Origin of the sequence: Propioniciclava soli, assembly GCF_038502305.1 — a bacterium.
In the GTDB taxonomy this organism is placed as follows: Bacteria; Actinomycetota; Actinomycetes; order Propionibacteriales; family Propionibacteriaceae; genus Propioniciclava; species Propioniciclava soli.
In genome coordinates this window covers 484,180-503,568 of the sequence record NZ_CP115965.1, presented here as the reverse complement: position 1 = coordinate 503,568, position 19,389 = coordinate 484,180, and the positions used below count along the sequence as shown (strand labels likewise).

The 19,389-nt window shown below is 74.6% G+C and carries 21 protein-coding genes; 6 read left to right on the top strand and 15 right to left on the bottom strand.

Going from position 1 to position 19,389, the window contains the following annotated elements:
* Window positions 1–118: 118 nt before the first annotated feature.
* Window positions 119–1,291 carry a S1C family serine protease gene (locus PCC79_RS02160; RefSeq protein WP_232549111.1) on the top strand — a complete coding sequence of 391 codons (1,173 nt, stop codon included), beginning with the start codon at window positions 119–121 and terminating at the stop codon, window positions 1,289–1,291.
* Window positions 1,292–1,542: 251 nt separating this feature from the next.
* Window positions 1,543–2,754 carry a S1C family serine protease gene (locus tag PCC79_RS02155; RefSeq protein WP_342372872.1) on the top strand — a complete coding sequence of 404 codons (1,212 nt, stop codon included), beginning with the start codon at window positions 1,543–1,545 and terminating at the stop codon, window positions 2,752–2,754.
* Here the strand turns inward: PCC79_RS02155 and PCC79_RS02150 are convergent.
* On the bottom strand, window positions 2,747–4,300 hold the full coding sequence (locus PCC79_RS02150) for a DUF7059 domain-containing protein (RefSeq protein ID WP_342372871.1): 1,554 nt from the start codon (window positions 4,298–4,300) through the stop codon (window positions 2,747–2,749). The genes PCC79_RS02155 and PCC79_RS02150 overlap by 8 nt on opposite strands.
* Window positions 4,301–4,364: 64 nt before the next feature.
* Here PCC79_RS02150 and PCC79_RS02145 point away from each other — a divergent pair, with 64 nt between their 5' ends.
* Window positions 4,365–5,879, top strand: a complete 1,515-nt coding sequence (locus PCC79_RS02145) for an amidohydrolase (protein ID WP_232549108.1) — start codon at window positions 4,365–4,367, stop codon at window positions 5,877–5,879.
* Window positions 5,876–8,209, top strand: coding sequence for a DEAD/DEAH box helicase (locus tag PCC79_RS02140; protein WP_342372870.1), 2,334 nt, complete (start codon window positions 5,876–5,878; stop codon window positions 8,207–8,209). The genes PCC79_RS02145 and PCC79_RS02140 overlap by 4 nt, the downstream gene beginning before the upstream one ends.
* Here the strand turns inward: PCC79_RS02140 and PCC79_RS02135 are convergent.
* From PCC79_RS02135 to ssd, 7 genes are all read right to left on the bottom strand, one after another.
* Window positions 8,118–8,495 (bottom strand): Rv3654c family TadE-like protein, encoded by a 378-nt coding sequence (locus PCC79_RS02135; protein WP_232549106.1) that lies wholly within the window; start codon window positions 8,493–8,495, stop codon window positions 8,118–8,120. The genes PCC79_RS02140 and PCC79_RS02135 overlap by 92 nt on opposite strands.
* Window positions 8,492–8,869, bottom strand: coding sequence for a hypothetical protein (locus PCC79_RS02130; RefSeq protein ID WP_232549105.1), 378 nt, complete (start codon window positions 8,867–8,869; stop codon window positions 8,492–8,494). The genes PCC79_RS02135 and PCC79_RS02130 overlap by 4 nt, the downstream gene beginning before the upstream one ends.
* A 65-nt stretch (window positions 8,870–8,934) precedes the next feature.
* Window positions 8,935–9,273 (bottom strand): hypothetical protein, encoded by a 339-nt coding sequence (locus tag PCC79_RS02125; protein ID WP_232549104.1) that lies wholly within the window; start codon window positions 9,271–9,273, stop codon window positions 8,935–8,937.
* A 192-nt stretch (window positions 9,274–9,465) separates the two neighbouring features.
* The gene (locus PCC79_RS02120; RefSeq protein WP_232549103.1) at window positions 9,466–10,095 is read right to left on the bottom strand and encodes a type II secretion system F family protein; all 630 of its coding nucleotides are present in this window, start codon (window positions 10,093–10,095) and stop codon (window positions 9,466–9,468) included.
* On the bottom strand, window positions 10,092–10,937 hold the full coding sequence (locus tag PCC79_RS02115; protein WP_232549102.1) for a type II secretion system F family protein: 846 nt from the start codon (window positions 10,935–10,937) through the stop codon (window positions 10,092–10,094). Before PCC79_RS02115 ends, PCC79_RS02120 begins: the two co-directional genes overlap by 4 nt.
* A 4-nt stretch (window positions 10,938–10,941) precedes the next feature.
* Window positions 10,942–12,081, bottom strand: coding sequence for a TadA family conjugal transfer-associated ATPase (locus PCC79_RS02110; RefSeq protein ID WP_232549101.1), 1,140 nt, complete (start codon window positions 12,079–12,081; stop codon window positions 10,942–10,944).
* Window positions 12,065–13,114, bottom strand: a complete 1,050-nt coding sequence (gene ssd / locus PCC79_RS02105; RefSeq protein WP_232549100.1) for a septum site-determining protein Ssd — start codon at window positions 13,112–13,114, stop codon at window positions 12,065–12,067. Before ssd ends, PCC79_RS02110 begins: the two co-directional genes overlap by 17 nt.
* A gap of 111 nt (window positions 13,115–13,225) precedes the next feature.
* On the opposite strand from ssd, the gene PCC79_RS02100 reads away from it, so the two are divergent.
* Together PCC79_RS02100 and PCC79_RS02095 are read left to right on the top strand one after the other, a co-directional pair.
* On the top strand, window positions 13,226–13,987 hold the full coding sequence (locus PCC79_RS02100; protein ID WP_342372869.1) for a class I SAM-dependent methyltransferase: 762 nt from the start codon (window positions 13,226–13,228) through the stop codon (window positions 13,985–13,987).
* 80 nt (window positions 13,988–14,067) lie between these two features.
* Window positions 14,068–14,631 (top strand): phage holin family protein, encoded by a 564-nt coding sequence (locus PCC79_RS02095; RefSeq protein ID WP_232549098.1) that lies wholly within the window; start codon window positions 14,068–14,070, stop codon window positions 14,629–14,631.
* Here the strand turns inward: PCC79_RS02095 and PCC79_RS02090 are convergent.
* Genes PCC79_RS02090 through PCC79_RS02060 form a run of 7 tightly spaced genes read right to left on the bottom strand, consistent with a single transcriptional unit; the run spans window position 14,613 to window position 19,240 of the window.
* On the bottom strand, window positions 14,613–16,313 hold the full coding sequence (locus PCC79_RS02090) for an alpha-glucosidase (RefSeq protein ID WP_342372868.1): 1,701 nt from the start codon (window positions 16,311–16,313) through the stop codon (window positions 14,613–14,615). The genes PCC79_RS02095 and PCC79_RS02090 overlap by 19 nt on opposite strands.
* 27 nt (window positions 16,314–16,340) lie before the next feature.
* Window positions 16,341–17,015 (bottom strand): CoA pyrophosphatase, encoded by a 675-nt coding sequence (locus PCC79_RS02085; RefSeq protein ID WP_342372867.1) that lies wholly within the window; start codon window positions 17,013–17,015, stop codon window positions 16,341–16,343.
* Window positions 17,012–17,626 (bottom strand): TlpA disulfide reductase family protein, encoded by a 615-nt coding sequence (locus PCC79_RS02080; RefSeq protein ID WP_342372866.1) that lies wholly within the window; start codon window positions 17,624–17,626, stop codon window positions 17,012–17,014. Before PCC79_RS02080 ends, PCC79_RS02085 begins: the two co-directional genes overlap by 4 nt.
* Window positions 17,623–18,303 (bottom strand): endonuclease III, encoded by a 681-nt coding sequence (nth, locus tag PCC79_RS02075; protein ID WP_342372865.1) that lies wholly within the window; start codon window positions 18,301–18,303, stop codon window positions 17,623–17,625. The genes PCC79_RS02080 and nth overlap by 4 nt, the downstream gene beginning before the upstream one ends.
* Window positions 18,303–18,767, bottom strand: coding sequence for a RidA family protein (locus PCC79_RS02070; RefSeq protein ID WP_342372864.1), 465 nt, complete (start codon window positions 18,765–18,767; stop codon window positions 18,303–18,305). The genes nth and PCC79_RS02070 overlap by 1 nt, the downstream gene beginning before the upstream one ends.
* Window positions 18,764–18,925: a DUF4177 domain-containing protein gene (locus PCC79_RS02065; protein WP_232549092.1), complete on the bottom strand. Its 162-nt coding sequence runs from the start codon at window positions 18,923–18,925 to the stop codon at window positions 18,764–18,766. The genes PCC79_RS02070 and PCC79_RS02065 overlap by 4 nt, the downstream gene beginning before the upstream one ends.
* A gap of 36 nt (window positions 18,926–18,961) precedes the next feature.
* The gene (locus PCC79_RS02060; protein WP_232549091.1) at window positions 18,962–19,240 is read right to left on the bottom strand and encodes a WhiB family transcriptional regulator; all 279 of its coding nucleotides are present in this window, start codon (window positions 19,238–19,240) and stop codon (window positions 18,962–18,964) included.
* Between the last annotated feature and the right edge of the window lie 149 nt (window positions 19,241–19,389).

Sequence of the window (19,389 nt, the reverse complement as noted above, 5' to 3'; positions counted from 1 at the left end):
TCCTGCTTTCCTTCTGGGTGGGCGGAGGCCGTCCGGCACCCGCCAGAATCGGATGCTAGCGGTTCCGGGCAAGGTCCCACGCCACGGCCGCGACGTGGCCGGTGCCTAGACTGGGCCCGTGACCCCGCCCTGGCCCGCCCCGCCACCGCCGGTGGTGCGGCGTCCCGAGCCGCGCCGGACGCCGACCGTGACCGTCTTCGCGCGGGCCGTGCTGGCCCTGCTGCTCAGCCTGTCGGTGGCGTTCGTCGGGGTGGTGTCGCTGCGGGCGTGGGCGGTGAGCCGGGCCCCGGTTCCCAGCCCGGTGGCGCCGGGGACGGTCATGACGCCGGTCCCGTTGCCCAGCGGGAACGACCCCGAGGGCCCGACGCCCGAGCAGACGGTCGGGCCCGTCCCGGTCGACGACCGGGTGCAGCGCGGCGTCGTCCTCATCGCGGGGCAGACGCCGGCCGACTCCGTGGCCGGCACGGGCATGGTGCTCACCCCCGACGGGTTGGTGCTCACGAACTACCACGTGGTGCGGTCCACCGCGTCGCTCACGGTGACGGTCGCGTCCACCGGGCGGAGCTACGACGCGACCTTGGTCGGGCGCGATGCGACGGCGGACATCGCGCTCCTGCGCCTTGACGGCGCGCGGGACCTCGAGGTGGTCACGATCGACCGCGACCCGGTGGACGTCGGCGACGTGGTGGTGGCCGCGGGCAACGCGAACGGCCAGGGGTATGTCACCGCCCACCGCGGCAACGTGCAGGCGCTGGGCCGCTCGATCCAGGTGAGCGGCCCGTTGCCGGAGGATCCGCCGGAGACCCTGTCGGGCCTCGTTCAGACGAACGCGCCGGCGTGGCCGGGCGATTCCGGCGGGCCGATGTACGACGCCGACCTGGAGGTGCTGGGCATGACGACCGCCGGCGGCGCCGAGGATGTTGAGGACCGTCAGGTGTACGCCGTCCCGATCGCCGAGGCGCTCGACGTGGTGGAGCGCATCGGCGCCGGGGACGACTCGGGCTCGGTGGTGATCGGCCCCAAGGCGTACCTCGGCATCGTGGTCGAGGCCGACGACTCCGACGGCGTGGTGGTGCAGCGCGTGGAGCCCGGTTCGGCGGCGCAGCGGGCGGGGCTGGCGGCCGGTGACCGCATCCTGACGTTGAACCGCCGTCCGACGCCGTCCCGCCTGGCCCTCGCGCACCTACTGGACGAGATCCGCCCCGGCACGGGCGTGCCGCTGACGTGGGAGACCCAGGGCGGACGCGCGCAGTCCGGGGAGATCACCCCGGCGGAGAGTCCTCTCAACTGACCCAGCCGCCTCGGCAACGGGGGCCATCGGCGCCTGCGGGGCGGCGCCTGCGCCGGCGGCGCCGGTGAGGCGGCGACACGCTCACTTCGGTCTCAAACTCCGCCTTGCAAGGCGGAGTTTGAGACCGAAGCAGGCGTGTCGGAGCCCCTCCGCCCCCGGCTCACATGAGCTTCGGACGCGGTGCACAGGTGAGGCACAGGTGCCAGCGGTCGACTGAGGGCACATCGAACTTTGCGCCGAGGAGCCCCGCCATGTCGAACCCACGCACCACCATCGCCGCCATCGCCGGAGCCGCCGCGCTCGCCCTCGGTGTGCCCGCCATCGCCCCCCATCTCGCGCCCGCCGCGGCCGAGACGGCCACCTCTGCCACACCCGTCGCCATCACGACCCCAGCCCCGGTGAGCCCCCGCCCCGCCACCACCCCGACGCTCACCCCCACCCCCTCCGTCACCACCGATCCGGCCCCGGCCCCCACCCCGGCCAGCGGCAGCACCGGTGCGGGCGCCACCGCTTCGCTCACCGGCACGGTGGACGACGACCTGGCGCGCGGCGTCGCGCTCATCACGGTGACGACCACCAGCGGGGAGGGTGCCGGCACCGGCATGGTGCTGACGTCCGACGGCCAGGTGCTCACCAACTATCACGTCGTCCAGGGCACCACGGACGTCGAGGTCACCATCGCCAGCACCGGTGACACCTACGCGGCCACGGTGCTCGGGCACGATGCCACGGCCGACGTCGCGCTGCTGCAACTCGAGGGCGCCTCCGGGCTCGCGACGGTCACGCTCGACGACGACACCCTGGCCGTCGGGGACGCCCTCACGGCGGTTGGCAACGCCAACGGCGGCGGAGAGCTCGTGGCCGCGTCCGGGCAGGTCACGGCCCTGGAGCAGTCGGTCACCGTCTCGGGCAACGAGGGCACCGAGGACCTGTCGGGGGTCATCCAGACCAACGCCGGCGCCCAGCCCGGCGACTCGGGCGGGCCCATGTTCGACGCCGAGGGCGAGGTGGCCGGCATGACCACCGCGGGCGGCCAGACCGTCACGGCCGGGCCCGGGGGTCCCGGGGGGCGCGGGCGGCGGGGCGCCGTGACCGGCGCCACCGTCACCACCACCGCCTATGCCGTCCCGATCGAGGACGCCCTGGCCGTGATCGAGCAGATCCGCGACGGCGCCGAGACCGGCACGGTGCAGATCGGCGCCCGGGCCTACCTGGGCATCTCCGTGGGCGCGGGCGGCCTGACCGTGGCCGGTGTGGTGGCCGACGGCCCGGCCGAGGTCGTCGGGATCGCCGCGGGCGACCGGATCACCGCCCTCGACGGCACCACCGTCGCGAGCCAGGCCGAACTCTCCGAGGTGCTCGACGCGCTCGAGCCCGGCGACCGGGTCAGCGTCACGTGGCTGGACGCGTCCGGCGTGCGCAACACCGAGACCGTCACCCTGGGCAGCAGCCCCGTCAACTGAGCGCGTCGGACGCCGGCGGCGCGGCGAGCAGGTAGCCCTCGCGCACCAGGTCGCGCACCCGCGGCAGCACCTCGGCGGCGAGCGCGTCGGCGTCCACCGCGAGCAGCTGGGCCACGGCCGCGGTGAGCGCCCCCAGCGGTAGGTCGCCGTCGCAGGCCCCCACCACCGCGGCCAGCGCCGTGTCGGCCTCGACCGCGCGGGCGAGGCCGAACCGTTGCCGGAACACCAGGTGCTCGGGGTCGGCGGCGCCGGGCCGGCCGAGCGTCTCGGCGTCCACGCGCGGATCCAGGCGCAGGCGCGTGGCGGCCAGGGCCGCGTCCGGCAACCGGGCCAGCGCGAGGGCGTCCGGATACCGCTCGAACGCCTCGCCCACCGGCTGGTGCACGGCGTGGGGCCAGGACTCGCAGCGGACGTCCGGTGCCCGCCCTGGCTCGACCGGCCGGTGCAGGACGATCCACCCCATCCCGATCTCGGCGATCCCGGGCGCGCGGAAGTAGGCCAGCCAAGCCGCGTAGCGCGGGCCGTACGCGTCGGTGCCGACGAGCCCGGCGTCGGCGAGCCACACCTCGATGTAGGCGTACGGGTCGAGCCGCTCGCGCTCCAACACCAAGGCGTCGCAACCGGTCGGCTCGACCCAGGCGCGGAGGCGCTCGGCCCAGTCCTGGTCGTCGGTGATCGCCCAGTTGCCCAGCACCTGCAGCATGCCGCCGGCGGCCAGCCGGTGCCCGCCCTCGGTCACCACCCGACGCATCAGGTCGTCCCCTCGCTCACTGCCCTCGCGATAGACGAGCCGCTTGTCGGTGGGCGGGGCGAGCACGAACGGGGGGTTGGTGACGATGAGGTCGAACGTCTCCTCGGCGACCGGCTCGTAGAGCGACCCCTCCCGCAGATCGAGGTCGACACCGTTCAAGCCAGCCGTCCACCGGGCCAGCCGCAGCGCCCTCGGGTTGAGGTCGGTGGCCGTGACCCGCCCGGCGTGCCCCGCCAGGTGCAGCGACTGCACCCCGCAGCCCGTGCCGAGATCGAGCGCCCGCCCCACCGGACGCCGCGCCGTCATCTGGGCCAGGGCCGTGGACGCCGGCGACAGACCGAGCACGAAGTCGGGGCGGCTGGGGGCGATCCGGCCATCCAGGGTGGGGATCTGGTCGTGCACCACCCACCCGTCCACGGCGCCGCCCGGCCCGCTGCCCCCACCCGGAGCGACGGTCTGCCCGGCTGACCCGGCGGAGGCGTACGGGCGGATCTCGACCGTGGCGCGCGCGCTGTCCCCCTCCACCGTGAGCAGACCCTGCCCCGCCCACCGGTCGAGGTTGCCGAGCGCGCCCCGCAACGCGGCGGCGGGCACGGCGTCCTGCATCAGGAACGCCCGCACGAGCGCGGCCTGGGGGTCGCTCGCGTCGCCCAGGGCGTCGCGCGTGGCCAGGGTCGTGTTGCGCGCCAAGGCCGCCGTCGCCGCCTCGCCGATTCTGTCGGTGACGGCATCTAGGGTGTAGCCAGCATCCGTCAGGTGGCGGGCGAGGGCGGCGGCGTCCGCGGCAGGATCCATGGCTCCAGCCTGTCACGGCACGCCCCCCGGTGACGGATCCGCAGGCGAGGGGAAGGAGGGCGCAGTGACGGGAGACCTGTTGGTGCGCGACGTGCGCCCCGTGCCACTGGACCCCGATGATCCCCCGGGTGGGGTCGTCGACGTGCGCATCCGCGGTGGGGTGGTCGCCGAGGTGGGCCCCGGTCTGGCCGCGGCGGGCGAGCCCACTTGGGCCGCGGCGGGTCGGTGGGTGGTGCCGGGGTTGTGGGATGCCCACGTGCACGCCGAGCAGTGGGTGCGCTCGACCACTTGGCTGCCGATGGCGGGAACCGCGTCGGCGGCGGACGCCTGCGCGCGCGTCGCGCAGGCAGTGACACGCCGCGTCGACCAACAAAGCCACCTCGCACACGCCGATCCAGTCCCCGCGCTGATCGGGTTCGGGCACCGCCTGGCCATCTGGCCCTCCCGCCCCCAGGTGGCCGACCTGGACGCCGCCAGCGGGCGCACCCCGGTGGTGCTCATCGCGGGTGACGTGCACAGCGGCTGGCTGAACTCGGCTGCCCTGTCCGCGCTCGGGCTCGGCCACCGCCGGGGCGTGCTGGCCGAGCAGGAGTGGTTCGACGTGTTCCCCCGGATCGGTGAGCTGCCCGGGGCCGATCCCACAGCCTCCGACTGGCGCAACGCGGCCCGGCGCCTGGCCGCACGCGGCGTCACCGGCATCGTTGACTTCGAGCTGGGCGCGGCGTGGCGCGCCTGGCCCGCCCGCACGGCGGTCGGTTGGGACGCGGTGCGCGTCCGCGCCGCGGTGTACCCCGACGCCCTCGACGACGTCATTGCAGCAGGGTGGCGGACCGGTGACCGATTGGACGACTCCGGCCTGGTCACGATGGGCCCACTCAAGGTGATCTCGGACGGGTCGATGGGAACCCGGACGGCATGGTGCTGCGACCCGTACGCCCCGAGCCCCCTGGACGCGGTGCCGGGAGAGGGTTGGGCGGGCGCGGCCAACGTCGGTGAGGACGAGTTGGCCCGCCTGCTGGGTCGGGCCCACGCCGCCGGTCTCGGCGCGGCGGTCCACGCGATCGGGGATCGCGCCAACCGCGCGGCGCTCGACGCCTTCGCGGCGACCGGCGCCCAGGGTTCGGTCGAACACGCGCAGCTGCTCTGCACCGATGACATCGACCGGTTCGCTGCGCTCGGGGTCACCGCCAGCGTGCAGCCCTTGCACCTCCCCGACGACCGGGACGCCGCCGAGGCCGTCTGGCCGGGACGCACCGGCCGGATGTACCCCTTCCGTTCTTTGCTGGACGCCGGGGCGCGCCTGGCCTTCGGTTCGGACGCCCCCGTGGCACGCCCCGACCCCTGGGCGGCGATGGCCGCCGCGGTGCGCCGCAGTGACGACGCCCGTGGGCCTTGGCACCCCGAGCAGTGCGTGTCGTGGCGCGAGGCGCTGGCCGCATCGGTGGACGGCGTCCGCCTCACGCCGGGCGCGCCCGGCGACCTGGCCGTCCTCGACTCGGCTCCCGGCCCCACGGTGGGCGTGGTCGCCACCGTGTGCGCCGGCCGCCTGACCCACACCACCGAGGGGCCGACGGCATGAGCATCCCGGCCTGGCTCAGCGCCGACCCACGCGTCGCCCACACCCGCCGCCTCCCCGCCACGGCAGGCGCCACGGCCCCGTGGCCCACCTGGGTCGACCCGCGCGTCGTCGAGACGTGCGCCGAGCTGGGGATCGACCGTCCGTGGACCCATCAGGCCGAGGCCGCCGAGGCCGCCTTCGCCGGCCACCACGTCGCCGTCGCGACGCCCACCGCCTCGGGCAAGTCGTTGGCCTACCTCCTGCCGATCCTGGCCGCCACGCTCTCCGGGGCCGGTGGACGCCCGCCGCTGGCCCGCGCCGGCGGGTTGCGCCTCACCGGCCGTGCCACGGCGCTCTACCTCGCCCCCACCAAGGCCCTCGCGCACGACCAGCTCCGCGCCAGCCGCCTCCTCGGGCCGAGCGGCTGGAAACCCGGGACCCTGGACGGTGACTCCGACGACGACGAGCGCCGCTTCGCGCGCGACTTCGCCGATCTCGTCCTCACCAACCCCGACATGCTGCACCGCTCGGTGCTGCCCAACCACGGCCGTCACGCCCGGCTGTTGGGCGGGTTGCGCTACGTGGTCGTGGACGAGGCGCACCGCTATCGCGGGTTGTTCGGCGCCCACCTCGCCGCCGTGTTGCGGCGGCTGCGCCGCCTCTCCCACCACTACGGCGCCGACCCCGTGTTCGTGCTGGCCTCGGCCACCATGACCGAGCCCGAAGCAACCGCTGCCGCCCTCATCGGTGACCCCGACGTCGTGCCCGTGGTGGCCGACGGCTCGCCGCGTCCGGCACGCGACATCGTGTTGCTGCGGCCCGACAGAAACCTCACCGAGACCGCAGCGTCCCTGCTCACACAGCTGAGCCAGGAGGGTCAGACGCTCGCGTTCACCACCTCGCGGCTCCAGGCCGAGCTGGTCGCCATCCGCGCCCGGGAACTCAGCCCCATGCCCGAGGCGATCGCGTCCTACCGCTCTGGCTACCTGCCGTCGGACCGTCGCTCCATCGAGGCGGCCCTCACCGAGGGTCGGCTGCGTGGCGTGGCCTCGACCAACGCCCTCGAGCTGGGGGTCGACATCGCCGGCATGGATGCGGTGGTGACCGCCGGGTTCCCCGGCACGCTCGCCGCGTTCTGGCAACAGGTGGGCCGGGCAGGACGCTCCGGGCGCGAGGCGCTCGCCGTGCTGGCCGCCCGCGACGACCCGCTCGACGCCTATCTGGTCGACCACCCCGAGCTGATCTTCGACGCCCCGGTGGAGCGCGCCATCGTGCCCGTCGAGAACCCGTTCGTGCTCGGCCCCCACCTGGCGGCGGCAGCCCAGGAGATCCCGCTGACCGGTGCGGACGCCGCCTGGTTCGGCCCCCGGACCGTCGAGCTGGCCGACGCCCTCACCCGGCAGGGGGTGCTGCGCCGGCGTCCGGCGGGATGGTTCTGGACGCACGCCCAGCGGGCCGTCGACTCGATCGACCTGCGCGCCATGCACGGCAAGGCGGTCGAGGTGGTGGACCGCGCGACCGGCCGCGTCATCGGGCAGGTCGACCCGGCGGCCGCCGACCGCACGGTGCACCCCGAGGCCGTCTACGTGCACCAGGGTGAGACGTGGGTCGTCGACGAACTCGACGAACACGACCGGGTCGCGCTGGTGCGGGCCGCGCGGCCGGAGTACTTCACGCAGGCCCAGTCCGTCTCCGACGTGCGGATCCTCACCACCGACCGGACGCGTCCGCTCGGCCTCGGGACGGTTCACGTCGGCACCGTCGAGCTCGCCGGGCAGGTCACCGGATACCTGCGCCGCGACGCCGAGACCGGGAAGGTGTGGGACTCGAACCCGCTCGAGTTCCCGCCTCGGCGGATGACCACGCGCGCCACGTGGTGGACGCTGCCCGCCGACGTGGTCGCCCGCCTGCCGTTCGCCGACGCCGCGCTGCCCGGGGCGGTGCACGGCGCCGAACACACCGCGATCGGCCTGCTGCCGGCGCTCGTGCCCTGTGACCGCTGGGACATCGGCGGTCTCTCGACCGTCCTCCACCCCGACACGGGCCTGACCACAGTGTTCGTCCACGACGGCCTCCCGGGCGGCTCCGGCATCGCGGACGCCGGCTTCGACGCCGCCGAACGCTGGTGGACCGCCACGCTGGATCGCCTGCTCACCTGCGGCTGCGAGACCGGCTGCCCGGCCTGCGTCGTGAGCCCGAAGTGCGGCAACGGCAACAACCCGCTCGACAAGGACGCCGCCGCCCTGGTGGTGGCCGCGCTCATTCCGGGGCGCCCGTCACCACGCCGGCCCAGGCACGCCCCTGCACCTGCGCATCCCACGGCCCCCAGGCCACCGGCAGTGCGGTGCTGACCTCGACGACGAACTCGACCTCATCCCCCGTCACGGTGCAGCCGGTGATCCGCGCGCCGTTCGCGCGCGCGGACTCCTCCGCCGCGGGGCACGCCTCCCGGCCCATCGCCTGGGAGCGCCCCCCGGCCAGCGCCGCCAGATCCGCGGCACCCTCCACCCGGCTCCGGGCGTAGGCGAACGCGGCCGCAAGCACGGCCGCCGCCAGCACCAGGCACAGGGCCGCCCCGGCCAGGGCCACCAGCAGCGTGCCGGCCCCGCGCTCGTCGCGCGCGCCCGGGCCGGTCACGGGCCGGGCTCCTCGATCACCGCGGCCCGGGCTGCGACCGGCCAGACGACCGGGCCCCACGCGGCGCGCCAGCCGACCTCGACCTCGGCGCGCCCGTCAACCGTGCGGACCGCCACCGACGCCCCCTCCGGGGCGTCCGCCGTGGCGCGCCGCACCGCCGCCGCGTCCCCCCGGGCCTGTTGCCGGGCGATCTCATTGGCGGCCACCTGGCACTCGACCATCCGGAACCCCGCGTGGGCCACGGTGAAGCCGCCCCCGACGAGAACGGCCAGGCCGATGCTGGCCAACGCCACCTCCACGGTCACCATGCCCCGCTGGCCGCGGCGGCACCCTCCCCGCCGTGGCCCACCGGCCCCTGTCGTCACGTCGTGCACGTCTCCTCCTTTGTTGCGTCAAGCGGCGAGTGCGGGGCCGGCGCCACGCCGGCCCCGCGCCGGCCTCACCCCGTCACGACACCGGTCACCGCGGCGAAGATCGCACGCACGAGCACCTTCACCAGATCCATGAACCAGCCCTGGTTCGCGGCGGTGATGAGCAGCCCGACGATCGTGATGACCAGGACCAGCCCGACGGCGTACTCCACCGTGGTGAGCCCCCGCTCGTCGCGGGCGCAGCCGTCCGTGCCCTGACTGACGACGCCCGCGTCGGCCAAGACCATCTCGTGCAGCACCGTCTCGGGCAGCACCGTCTCGTGCACCACCGCGTCAGCCAGCACCGTGTCAGCCAGCACCGTGCCGCCGGCGAGCGTGCTGACGCCGGAGTTGTTGTGGTCGTCCATGGTTGTTTCCTCCTTCTCCTCGCACCGCCCCGCGCGGCACACCCTCCACATTCGGCCGCCGCCGCCCCAAACCGTCACCGCCCTCATCCGCCTGTGGACGGCGCTGCGGGATGGTCGACGCCTGTGGATGAACCGACGCCTGCGGATCCAATGGCGGCCAGCCGCACCCCGGACCACCCGGGCGGATCGGCCTCACCCGAGCGCCGAGCCGAGGATCGCCGCCAGCACGGGAACCACCCCGAGCAACAGGAAGGCGGGCAGGAAGCAGAGCATCAACGGAATCACGCTGTACACCCCGGCCGTCCGCGCCCGGGCCTGGGCGGCCCCCACCGCGTCACGCCGCGCCTCTCGCGCGTGGCGGCGCAAGAGCTCGGCCACGCCCGTGCCGCGCGCGACGGCCTGGGCCAGGTCCCGGGCCACGGCGCGGTAGCCGGGCACAGCAGCCAGCGCCGCCCAGGCGGCCGGCTCATCGATGCCGAGCGCGATGCGCTGGCCCACCCCGTGCAACTCGGTGGCGACCGGCTCCGCGACGGTTGCGGCCACCACCGCCACGGCCGAGCGGGCCGGCGCCCCCGCCTCCACACACACGGCCAGGAGGCCGCACACCACTGGCACCGAGGCCATCAGCGCCTCGCGGCGGCGTCGCTCCGCCCTGCTCTCGGGCAGGCGGGCGCGCACCTCGGCCGCCCACACATCCCACCGGGAGCGCCCGGCGTCCGGTGCCCGCGGCGCCGCGCGGAGCCGTGCTGCCCCGGCCGGTGGGATCAGCAGCCACACGGCCAGCCCCCACGCCAGCGTCGCGACACCCACCAGCACCGTCATCGTCCCCCCGCCCGTTCGACCACCACGTCGGTCCACACCACCCCGAGGCAGCCGAGGGCCACGCCGGTCACGGCGGTGGCGGCACCTCCCACACTGCCCAGCCAGAAGGCGGCCGGGTCCCCACCCCACAGGTACGCCAACCCGACGCCGGCCACGGGCAACACCCCCATCACGCGGCCCGCGGCGCGGGCGGCGGCCATCTCGGTCAGCACCGACCGCGCCACCTCCTCCTCGGCCTCCAGGTTCTCCGCCACCGCCTGCCACGCCTCGGTCAACCCCGCTCCCGTGCGCACCGCGACCTGCCAGGCGTCGGCGAGCTGGCGCAGTCCCTCCTGCCCGGGCGCCAGCGCCGAGCGTCGTAGGGCGTCGGCCACCTCCCCGCCGGATGCCAGCTCGGCAGCTGCTTCTCGCAGCACCGGGCAGTCGGACGCCGCCTGCGTCAGCGCCTGCGTCGGCATCCGGCCGGCGCGCATCAGCGCGGCGACGCTCTCGGCCGCGGCGGCCACACCGCGCCGCGCAGCGACTCGGCGCAGGCGCTCGCGGCGTCGGTTGGTCAGCCGCGCCCCGGTGCCGGTCAGGAGGGCACCCACCAGCGCCACGGTGACAAGGGCTCCCCCGCCAGCCCACCCCACCCCCAGACCCACGCCCAGCACCAGTCCCACCACCGCCACGGCACCGACGAACAGCCTCCGCGCCCGCCGGCCGCCGCGTCCGACCTGCGTGCGGCCGCGTCCACCGCGCACCCCGGGGACGGTGGCGCCGGCCCGCAGTGCCCGTCCGTTGGGTGTCCACCACCACGCGGCCAGCGCCGCGGCGCCCGCGGCCACCACCACCAGGCCCACGGCGCTACGCCCCCGCCAGCACGGTCAGGTCGGCCGCCGCGGGCCCCGCCCGGGCCACGCCGGCGTCGTCCCAGGTCAGGGCCGACTCGACCCGCACGAGGCCGTCCGACCCGGCCCGAACGACACCGATCGTGCTGACGAAGCGGCGACCGTCCCCGGCGCGTCGGACGTGCACGACGGCGTCCAGGGCGGCGGCGACCTGGGCGTGCAGCGCATGCCGGCCCAGCCCACCCAGCGCGCCGAGCGCCTCCAACCGGGCGGGCACCGAGGCGGGTGCATTGGCGTGCACCGTGCCGAGCCCGCCCTCGTGGCCGGTGTTGAGGGCCGCCAGCAGATCCGCGAGTTCGGCGCCGCGCACCTCGCCCACCACGATCCGATCGGGACGCATCCGCAGGGCGTTGCGCACCAGGTCGGTGAGCCCCACCCGTCCGGCGCCCTCGGCGTTGGCCGAGCGGGCCTCCAGCCGCACGGCGTGGGGGTGGTCGGGGCACAACTCGCGGGAGTCCTCGACGATGACCAGGCGCTCACCGGCGTCCACCACCCCGAGCAGGGAGGCGAGCAACGTCGTCTTCCCCGAACCGGTACCACCGGTCACCAGCACAGCGCGGCGCTGCCGCACCAGCCCGGTCAGCACCGCACGCCCCTGTGCCGTCAGGCCGCCGCCGGCCTCCCAGTCCGCCAAGGTCAGTGCGGTACGGGCCGGCACCCGCAGCGACAGGCAGGTCTGCCCCGCGACGCAGGCGAGCACCGCGTGCACCCGCGTGCCATCGGGCAGGCGGGCGTCCACGAACGGCGAGGAGTCGTCGAGCCGGCGCCCAACGAGCGCCGCCAGCCGCACCGCGAGCCGCCGCACGGAGGCGTCGTCGGTGAACGCGGCGGCGCTGCGCTCGAGGCCGCGGCCCCGGTCGATCCACACCTCGTGCGGGCCGTTGACCAGCACGTCGGTGATGCCGGGCAGCCGGAGCAGCTCGTCCAGCGGACCGGCTCCGGTGCTCTCGCGGCGCAACGCGTCCACGGTGGCGAGCAAGGCCCCATCACTGACCACGTGCCCGAGGTCCGCCAGCACACCGGCCACCTCGGCGGGTCGGGCCCCCAACCCCGCGGCGCTGAGCCGGGCCCGGACGGCGTCAAGATCGATCGTCATCGCCGGCCCTCGCCAAGACCGTCTCCAGCAGCCCAGCCACGGCGCGGCCCCACCGCGAGCGGCCGAGCCACGGGGGCTCCCCCGCCTCCGCGGCGGCGACCACGCCCCGGTCGAAGGGCACCTGACCCCACAGCTCCAGGCCGAGGGCCTCGGCGACCAGCTCGGGCGGCACCCGCACCCCGGGCACGGCGCGCACCACGACTCCGGCCCCGTCCAGCTCCAGCGCGGTGACCACGGCCCGTGCCGACGCGACGGCCCGGACGCCGGCGCTGGCCACGAGCATCGTCGGCCAGGCGCTGCGCACCAGCGCACGGGCGGCGGGCCACGGCGTCCGGCCCGCGTCGAGCACCACCAGGCCGTGGTGCCGCGCGAGCGAGCGCGTCACCGCCGCCACGGCACCGGCGCCCGGCAGCTCACCGGCGTCGCGCGCCATCGAGAGCAGCGTCACCCCCTCGACGCGCGGCAGCAGCCCGCGCACGTCGCCCACCTCGCCCTGCGCGCCCGCCATGCGGCCCCACCGGTGGCCGGGCAGCCGCTCCGCCCCGAGCAGCAGGTCGAGGCCACCGCCCACCGGGTCGGCGTCCACCAGGGCGGACGCGACGCCCCGCTCCGCCGCGGCCAGCGCCAGGCCGGCCGCCAGCGTGGACGCCCCCGCCCCGCCGCTGCCCCCCACCACCGCCACCACGGGGCACGCGTCGGCGTCGTCGGCGCCGAGGATGTCGGTGAGCCACGCCACGGCCTGCGGCAGCACGATGACCTCTGCCCCCAACGCCACCGACCACGGCGCGACGCCCCACGGATCGAACCCCAGCAGGTAGGCCCGCGGCCGGCGTCTCACCCCTTCCGACGCCAGCGCCGGGGCGATGTCGGGCCCCACCAACACCACCCGCGCCCCCGCCCAGGCCGCCAGGGCCGCGTCCGGCGTCGTGACGACGGTGACACCCACCCGGAGCGCCGCCGCCACCGACTCGACCGCGTCGACCACCGCCGCCTCAGCCGTCGCCAGCACCACGGGCGCGCTCGAAGTTCCCACACCCCCACATTCGGCCGCCACCGGCCGATCCGGTCACCGGCCCGGGCCCTGTGGACAGCCGTGCGTGGTCATGCACAGGCCCCGGCCGGGCGGCTCGCTACCATCGAGCCCATGACCAGCCCCGGACTCCCGGCGTTCCCGGACGCCGCCCTCACGTGGCTCGTCCCGCGTCCCCTCGGGCAGGCGCGGGCGCTCGTGCTGGGCCGATCGGGAGCTCCCGTGATCGAGCAGCTGGCCGGGAGCGGTGCGGCCCTGGTCGCCTGCGACGCCAGCCGCGGCGGCCTGCGGGCCCTGGTGCACCGGGCACCCGGGGCCCTGCCCACCGTCGCGCGCCCCGAACGCCTGCCGTTCGCCGCGCACGCCTTCGACGCCGTGTTCGTCCACCAGTCGCTGCAGCACCTCCAGGCCGACGCCGTCCTCCCCGAGCTCGCACGCGTGCTGGCCCCGGGGGGCCGGTTGGCCCTGTCGTGGATGATCCGTGACGACTCGGTGCCGTGGGTCCGCCGGCTGGCCGCGCTGCTCCAGGACGTCGATCCGGAGGCCATGACCGGCAACTACGGCACCGACAGTGTCGCCGCCCTGGCCGACGTGCCGTGGTTCCCCACCGTCGAGCGGCGCAACCACCGGCTCTGGGTGCCCATTGCGCGGGTCGACCTCATGCAGATGGTCGCCCACCGGTTCCCCGACCTGCCCGCCGACCGGCTGGCGCAGCTCATGCGCGAGGTCGGGGAGCTGTACGAGTCGTCCGCCCCCCCCCCCGAGCCGCTGCTGCTGCCCTACCAGGTGGCGTGCTGGCGCGCGGAGGTCAACCACTCCGCCCTGCCGAACGACTCGATCACCCCGCCCGACGACGGGCTCGCGATCCGCCTGTAGAGCGCGCCGGACGCGAGCGGGCTAGCATGGCGTCGGGCGCTGCGCCGCCCACCAGCGTTCCACACCAGGAGGAGACCGCCATGGCCGAGCCCGAGATCGGTGACGTCATCGCCGACATCACGTCGGACGTCCAGACCATCGTCAAGGGAGAGATCGAGCTCGCCAAGGCCGAGTTGATCCCGCAGGCCAAGAGCCTCGGCATCGGGGCCGGCCTGTTCGGTGCCGCGGGTTACTTCGCCCTCCAGGCGGTCACCCTGTTGTTCATCTGCGGCGGCCTGGCTTTCACGGCCCTGTACACCGGCCTCGTCAGCATCGTGTGGGCGTTCACCCTCGGCTTCCTCACGATGGCGGTGATTCTGCTGGTCATCGCCGGCATCCTGGCCCTGATCGGCAAATCCAAGATCAAGTTCGAGGGGGCGGAGAAGACGGTCGCCGAGGCCGAGAAGTCCGTGGACGCCGTCACCACCGCGATCAACCGTGGCCAGGCCAACGTCCGCGCCATCGTCGCCGGTCACGACCCGTTGCGCGCCGCGAACCGCACCACCGGCGCGGGAGCCACCGTCGTCGATGGCTCCGGCAGCGGTGCCACCGCCGCCTCGGTGTACACCCCGGGCGAGGGCCCCGCTCAGCCGCGCACCAAGTAGACCCGCGCCTCCCACGGCTCCAGCGTCTGGATGTCGGCACCGCTGCCCCCGAGCAGCAGCTCCGCGTCACGCAGGTCGGGCAGCTGCTGCACCGGCACGCTGGCCAGGTGCGCGCTCATGTTGGCGACCACCAGCACCTGCTCGCTGGTCAGCGTCCGCGTGAAGACCCACAACTTCGGGTCTTCGGGCAGCAGCAGGTCGAAGCGCCCCTTCTGGATCACCTCGAGCTCGTGCCGCAGCGCGATCAGCCGCTGGTAGTGGGCCCGCACCCCGTCGGACGCGGCGAGCGCGGCCTGCACGTTGACGGTGTCGGCGTTGGCGTTAAGCGGCAGCCACGGCGTCCCGCGCGTGAAGCCCCCCTGCGGGCCGGCGCCCCACGGGATCGGCGTCCGCGCATTGTCGCGGCTCTTCAACGCCAGCCCCGCCAACACCGTCTGCTCCGGCACACCGGCGGCGGTGGCGTCCGCGAAGTAGTTGAGCGACTCGATGTCGCGGTACTGCTTGATGCGCGTGAAGCCGGCGTTGGTCATGCCGATCTCTTGGCCCTGGTAGACATAGGGCGTCCCCCGGTGCAGGTGCAGCACGGTCGCCCAAGCCTTTGCGGCGGCCACGCGGTGCTCGGGTGAGTCGTCACCGAACCGGCTCACGACGCGCGGCTGGTCGTGGTTCTCGAAGTACAGCGAGTTCCACCCCTCCTCGCCGAGCTGCTCCTGCCAGTGGGCGAGGTTCGTCTTGAGGTCGGGCAGGTGCAGCGGCTTCAGTTCAAACTTGCTGCCCGGCCCCTGGTCGAGGCTCATGTGCTCGAACGTGAACACCATGCCCAACCGCGGATGGGCCCGGCTGGTGTAGATCCGGGCCTGCTCGGCCGTGCACATGACCATCTCCCCCACGGTGAACAGCTGCCGGGCGTCGATGCCGACCGCGGCGTTCATCTCCTCCAAAAACTCCACCATGCGTGGGCCGTTCGCCACCCGCTCCACCTCGAAGCTGTACGGCTCTCCGGGCCGCTGGTGGCCGTCCGCGAGCGGCATGGTCTTGCTGATGAGGTTGATGACGTCCATGCGGAACCCGTCGACGCCCCGCTCGACCCAGCGGTTCATCATCGCGTACACGGCCTCGCGCACCTCGGGGTTCTCCCAGTTGAGGTCCGGCTGCTTGCGGCTGAACAGGTGGAGGTAGTACTCACCGGACGCCTCGTCATACGCCCATGCCGACCCGCCGAAGAACGACCCCCAGTTGGTGGGCTCGGCACCCGGCGTGCCCGGTTCGAAGCCTTCGCGCGCCGGACGCCAGTGGTACCACTCGCGCTTCGGCGACTGTGGGTCGCGCGAGCTCTGGAACCAGGCGTGCTCGTCCGAGGTGTGGTTGACCACCAGATCCATCACCAGCTTGAGGCCGCGCCGGTGCAGCCCCGCCACGAGCTCCTCGAAGTCGCCCATGGTGCCGAACAGCGGGTCGATCTCCTCATAGTCGGCGATGTCGTACCCGTTGTCGTCCTGCGGGGAGGCATAGATCGGGGAGAGCCACACCACGTCGACGCCGAGATCGGCCACGTAGTCGAGCTTGCTGATGATGCCCTGCAGGTCGCCCACGCCGTCGCCGTTGCTGTCGCAGAACGAGCGGGGGTAGATCTGGTAGACGACGGCGTCGGACCACCACGGGTCGCTGAGGGGCTGCTCCATGCGTCGATCCTGCCACGCCGGGCGGCGCTACTGGCCGGTGTCGCGGAGGAACCGGCGGGGAACGGGGGTGCGCATCGCCGGATCCCAGGACCGCTCCCACCCGGCCACCCGCACCAGACCGGCCAGCAGGTCACCGGTGAATCCCCACACGAACAGGTCGTCCACCACGAACGCCGGCCCCTCATAACCCAGCGGGTGCTCCCAGGTGACCCGGTTCGCCGGCTCCAACAGCTCGGTCACGGCCACGGCGTGGACGGCCGCGATCTCGTCGGTGTCGGCCACCAGCAGCGGACGCGGCGTCCGCCACCAGCCCACCACGGGCGTCACCCGGTAGCCCGAGACGCGGACGGACGCGGCCGGCAACACGCCCAGCACCTCGACCTCGACCGGCGCGATGCCCACCTCCTCCTCCGCCTCACGCAGCGCAGCGGCCACGTCGTCGGCGTCCGCCGGGTCGACCCCGCCGCCGGGGAAGGCGAGTTGGCCGGCGTGCGAGCGCAGCCGCGGTGACTTCTCGACGAGGGCGAGCCGCAGCCCGTCGATGCCGCCCCCCGGCGGCACGTCGGCGTCCCACCAGAACAGGATGAGGACGGCGGCGCGTCGGCCCCGGCCCGTCGCCCGGGAGCCGACCACTCCGGCACCGGCGTCCGCCTCAGCCAGCACGCCGCGCAGGGCCGCGAGCCCCGGGGGCAGCGCGTTCACAGCGTCACCCCCAGGTGCGCGGCGGCCAGGTCACGCAGCTGCTGGGTGGACGCCACTGGCCCGACCACCCGGTAGACGACCTGACCGCGGTCGTTGACGAAGAGCGTCACGGGGATGCCGTCGATGCGCAGCGGCCCGGCGATCCGTTTCGAGGGATCGTGCAGGTGGGGATACGTCCAGCCGGCGCCCCCCGCGAACTCCAGCGCGAGCGCCGGCTCGGGGTCGTCGTAGTCGACGCCCAGCACCACCAGGGGCTGTTCGGACGCCGCCGCCTCCGCCGCGAACTCCGCCAGGTGGGGCGCCTCGGCGCGGCAGGGGCCGCACCACTGCGCCCACACGTTGAGCACCATCGGGGTGCCGCGCAGGGCGGCCAGGTTCACCTGCCGCCCGCTGCCCAGGCAGCCGACGACCACGTCGGGCAACCCGCCGGCCACGGCCTCGGCCTCCAGCGGAGTGGCTGGGCAGTCAGGAATCCCTGCTGCCTCGCGCTGAGAGATCAGCTCGGGGGCCACCGCCAGCGGCGGCGGGGACGCGGCGGGAGCGGTGGCGCCCGACGCCGCGCACCCGCTCAGCACCAGCGCGCACGCAGCCAGGGCGGCGAGACGCCTCATCCGCGCGGCTCGCGGACGAGTGTGGCCGCGACGGCCGGGTCCGTCGGGCCCTCGCCGTAGCTCGGGCACAGCCCCTCCAGGGGGCAAACGCCACAGGCCGGACGCCGCGCGTGGCAGCGGCGGCGTCCGTGCCAGATGACACGGTGGCTGAGCTGGACCCAGTCCTCGGGCGGGAACAGTTCTCCGACGGCCTGCTCCACGGCGTCGGGTTTGGTGGACGCGACCCAGCCGAATCGGTTGGCGAGCCGGATGAAGTGGGTGTCGGGCGTCAGGCCCGGGACGTCGAAGGCGTTGCCGAGCACCACGTTCGCGGTCTTGCGCCCCACACCGGGCAGCGTGACGAGGTCGGCCAGCGTGCCGGGCACCGCACCGTCGAAGCGTTCATCCAGCGCGGCGCCGATGCCGATGAGGTGCCCGGCCTTGGCCCGGAAGAACCCGGTGGGTGTGATCAGGGCCTCCAGCTCGGCGACGTCGGCACCCGCGTACGCGGCGGCGTCCGGGTAACGGGCGAACAGCGCCGGCGTCACCGCGTTCACCCGGCGGTCGGTCGACTGGGCCGACAGGACGGTGGCGACGAGCAGCTCGAGCGGGGAGGTGAAGTCGAGCTCGCAGTCCGCATCCGGGTAGAGCTCACCGAGCGCCGCGTCGATGGCCTGCGGCTGGCCGGGGCCAGCCACTACGACCCGGCGGGTGCGACGGTGAGTTCGATCTCGACGGGCGCATCCAGGGGCAGGACGCCCACGCCGACGGCGCTGCGAGCATGCTCCCCCGCCGCACCGAAGATCTCCCCCAGCAGGACGCTGGCGCCGTTGGCGACCTGCGGTTGCCCGGTGAAGTCGGGCGCGCTGGCGACGTACACCACGAGCTTGACGACGCGACCGATCGCGTCCAGGCCGCCCACCACGGCGGACGCGGCCGCCAGCGCGTTAAGCACCGCCACCCGCGCGGCAGCCACGGCGTCCGCCACGCTGACCTCGGCTCCGACCTTGCCCACGGACACCAGGGCCCCGTCACGCGTGGGCAGCTGGCCCGAGGTGACGACGAGCCCACCGGCCTCGACGGCGGGGACGTAGGCAGCGACGGGCGCGGCCACGGGGGGCAGCGTGAGCCCGAGCTCGGCCAGCCGCCTGGTGGGGCTCATGCCGAGGTCAGTGGCCGCTTGAAGTAGGCCACCATGTTTTGGGGGTTGGGGCCGGGGACGATGGTGACGAGCTCCCACCCGTCGGCGCCCCAGGTGTCGAGGATCTGCTTCGTCGCGTGCACCAGCACGGGCGCGGTGGCGTACTCCCACTTGGTCATGGACCCGAGCCTAGATGATGCCTCCGACAGAAAAGCTCAGTGGCCGTCGGGCCTGGTCTCGCACAGCACCGACTGCCACGAGGTGATGTCGGCGCGCTGGCGCAGCAGCTGGCGTCGCTCCCGCTCGGTCATGCCACCCCACACCCCCCACTCGATGCGGTTGTCGAGGGCTTCGGCGAGGCATTCGGAGCGGACGGGGCACCCGGAACACACGGCTCTGGCCCGCTTCTGATCGGCCCCCTCGGGAAACAGTTGGTCCTGCATCCCGCGGCAGCGCGCCTTGAGCGTCCAGTGCTCCGTCTCCAGGACCGTCATCGCACGTCCTTCCACCTGGCTGTCCATTGCCGGCACGGCCCACCCGAGCCGAAACCTCGCTGGCCGGGGGAACCGCGCATGTGTCCGCACTCTATGAGGGCGGGCATCCGTTGCGCAAGACCACCGTCCAGCACCTCCTACATTGTGTC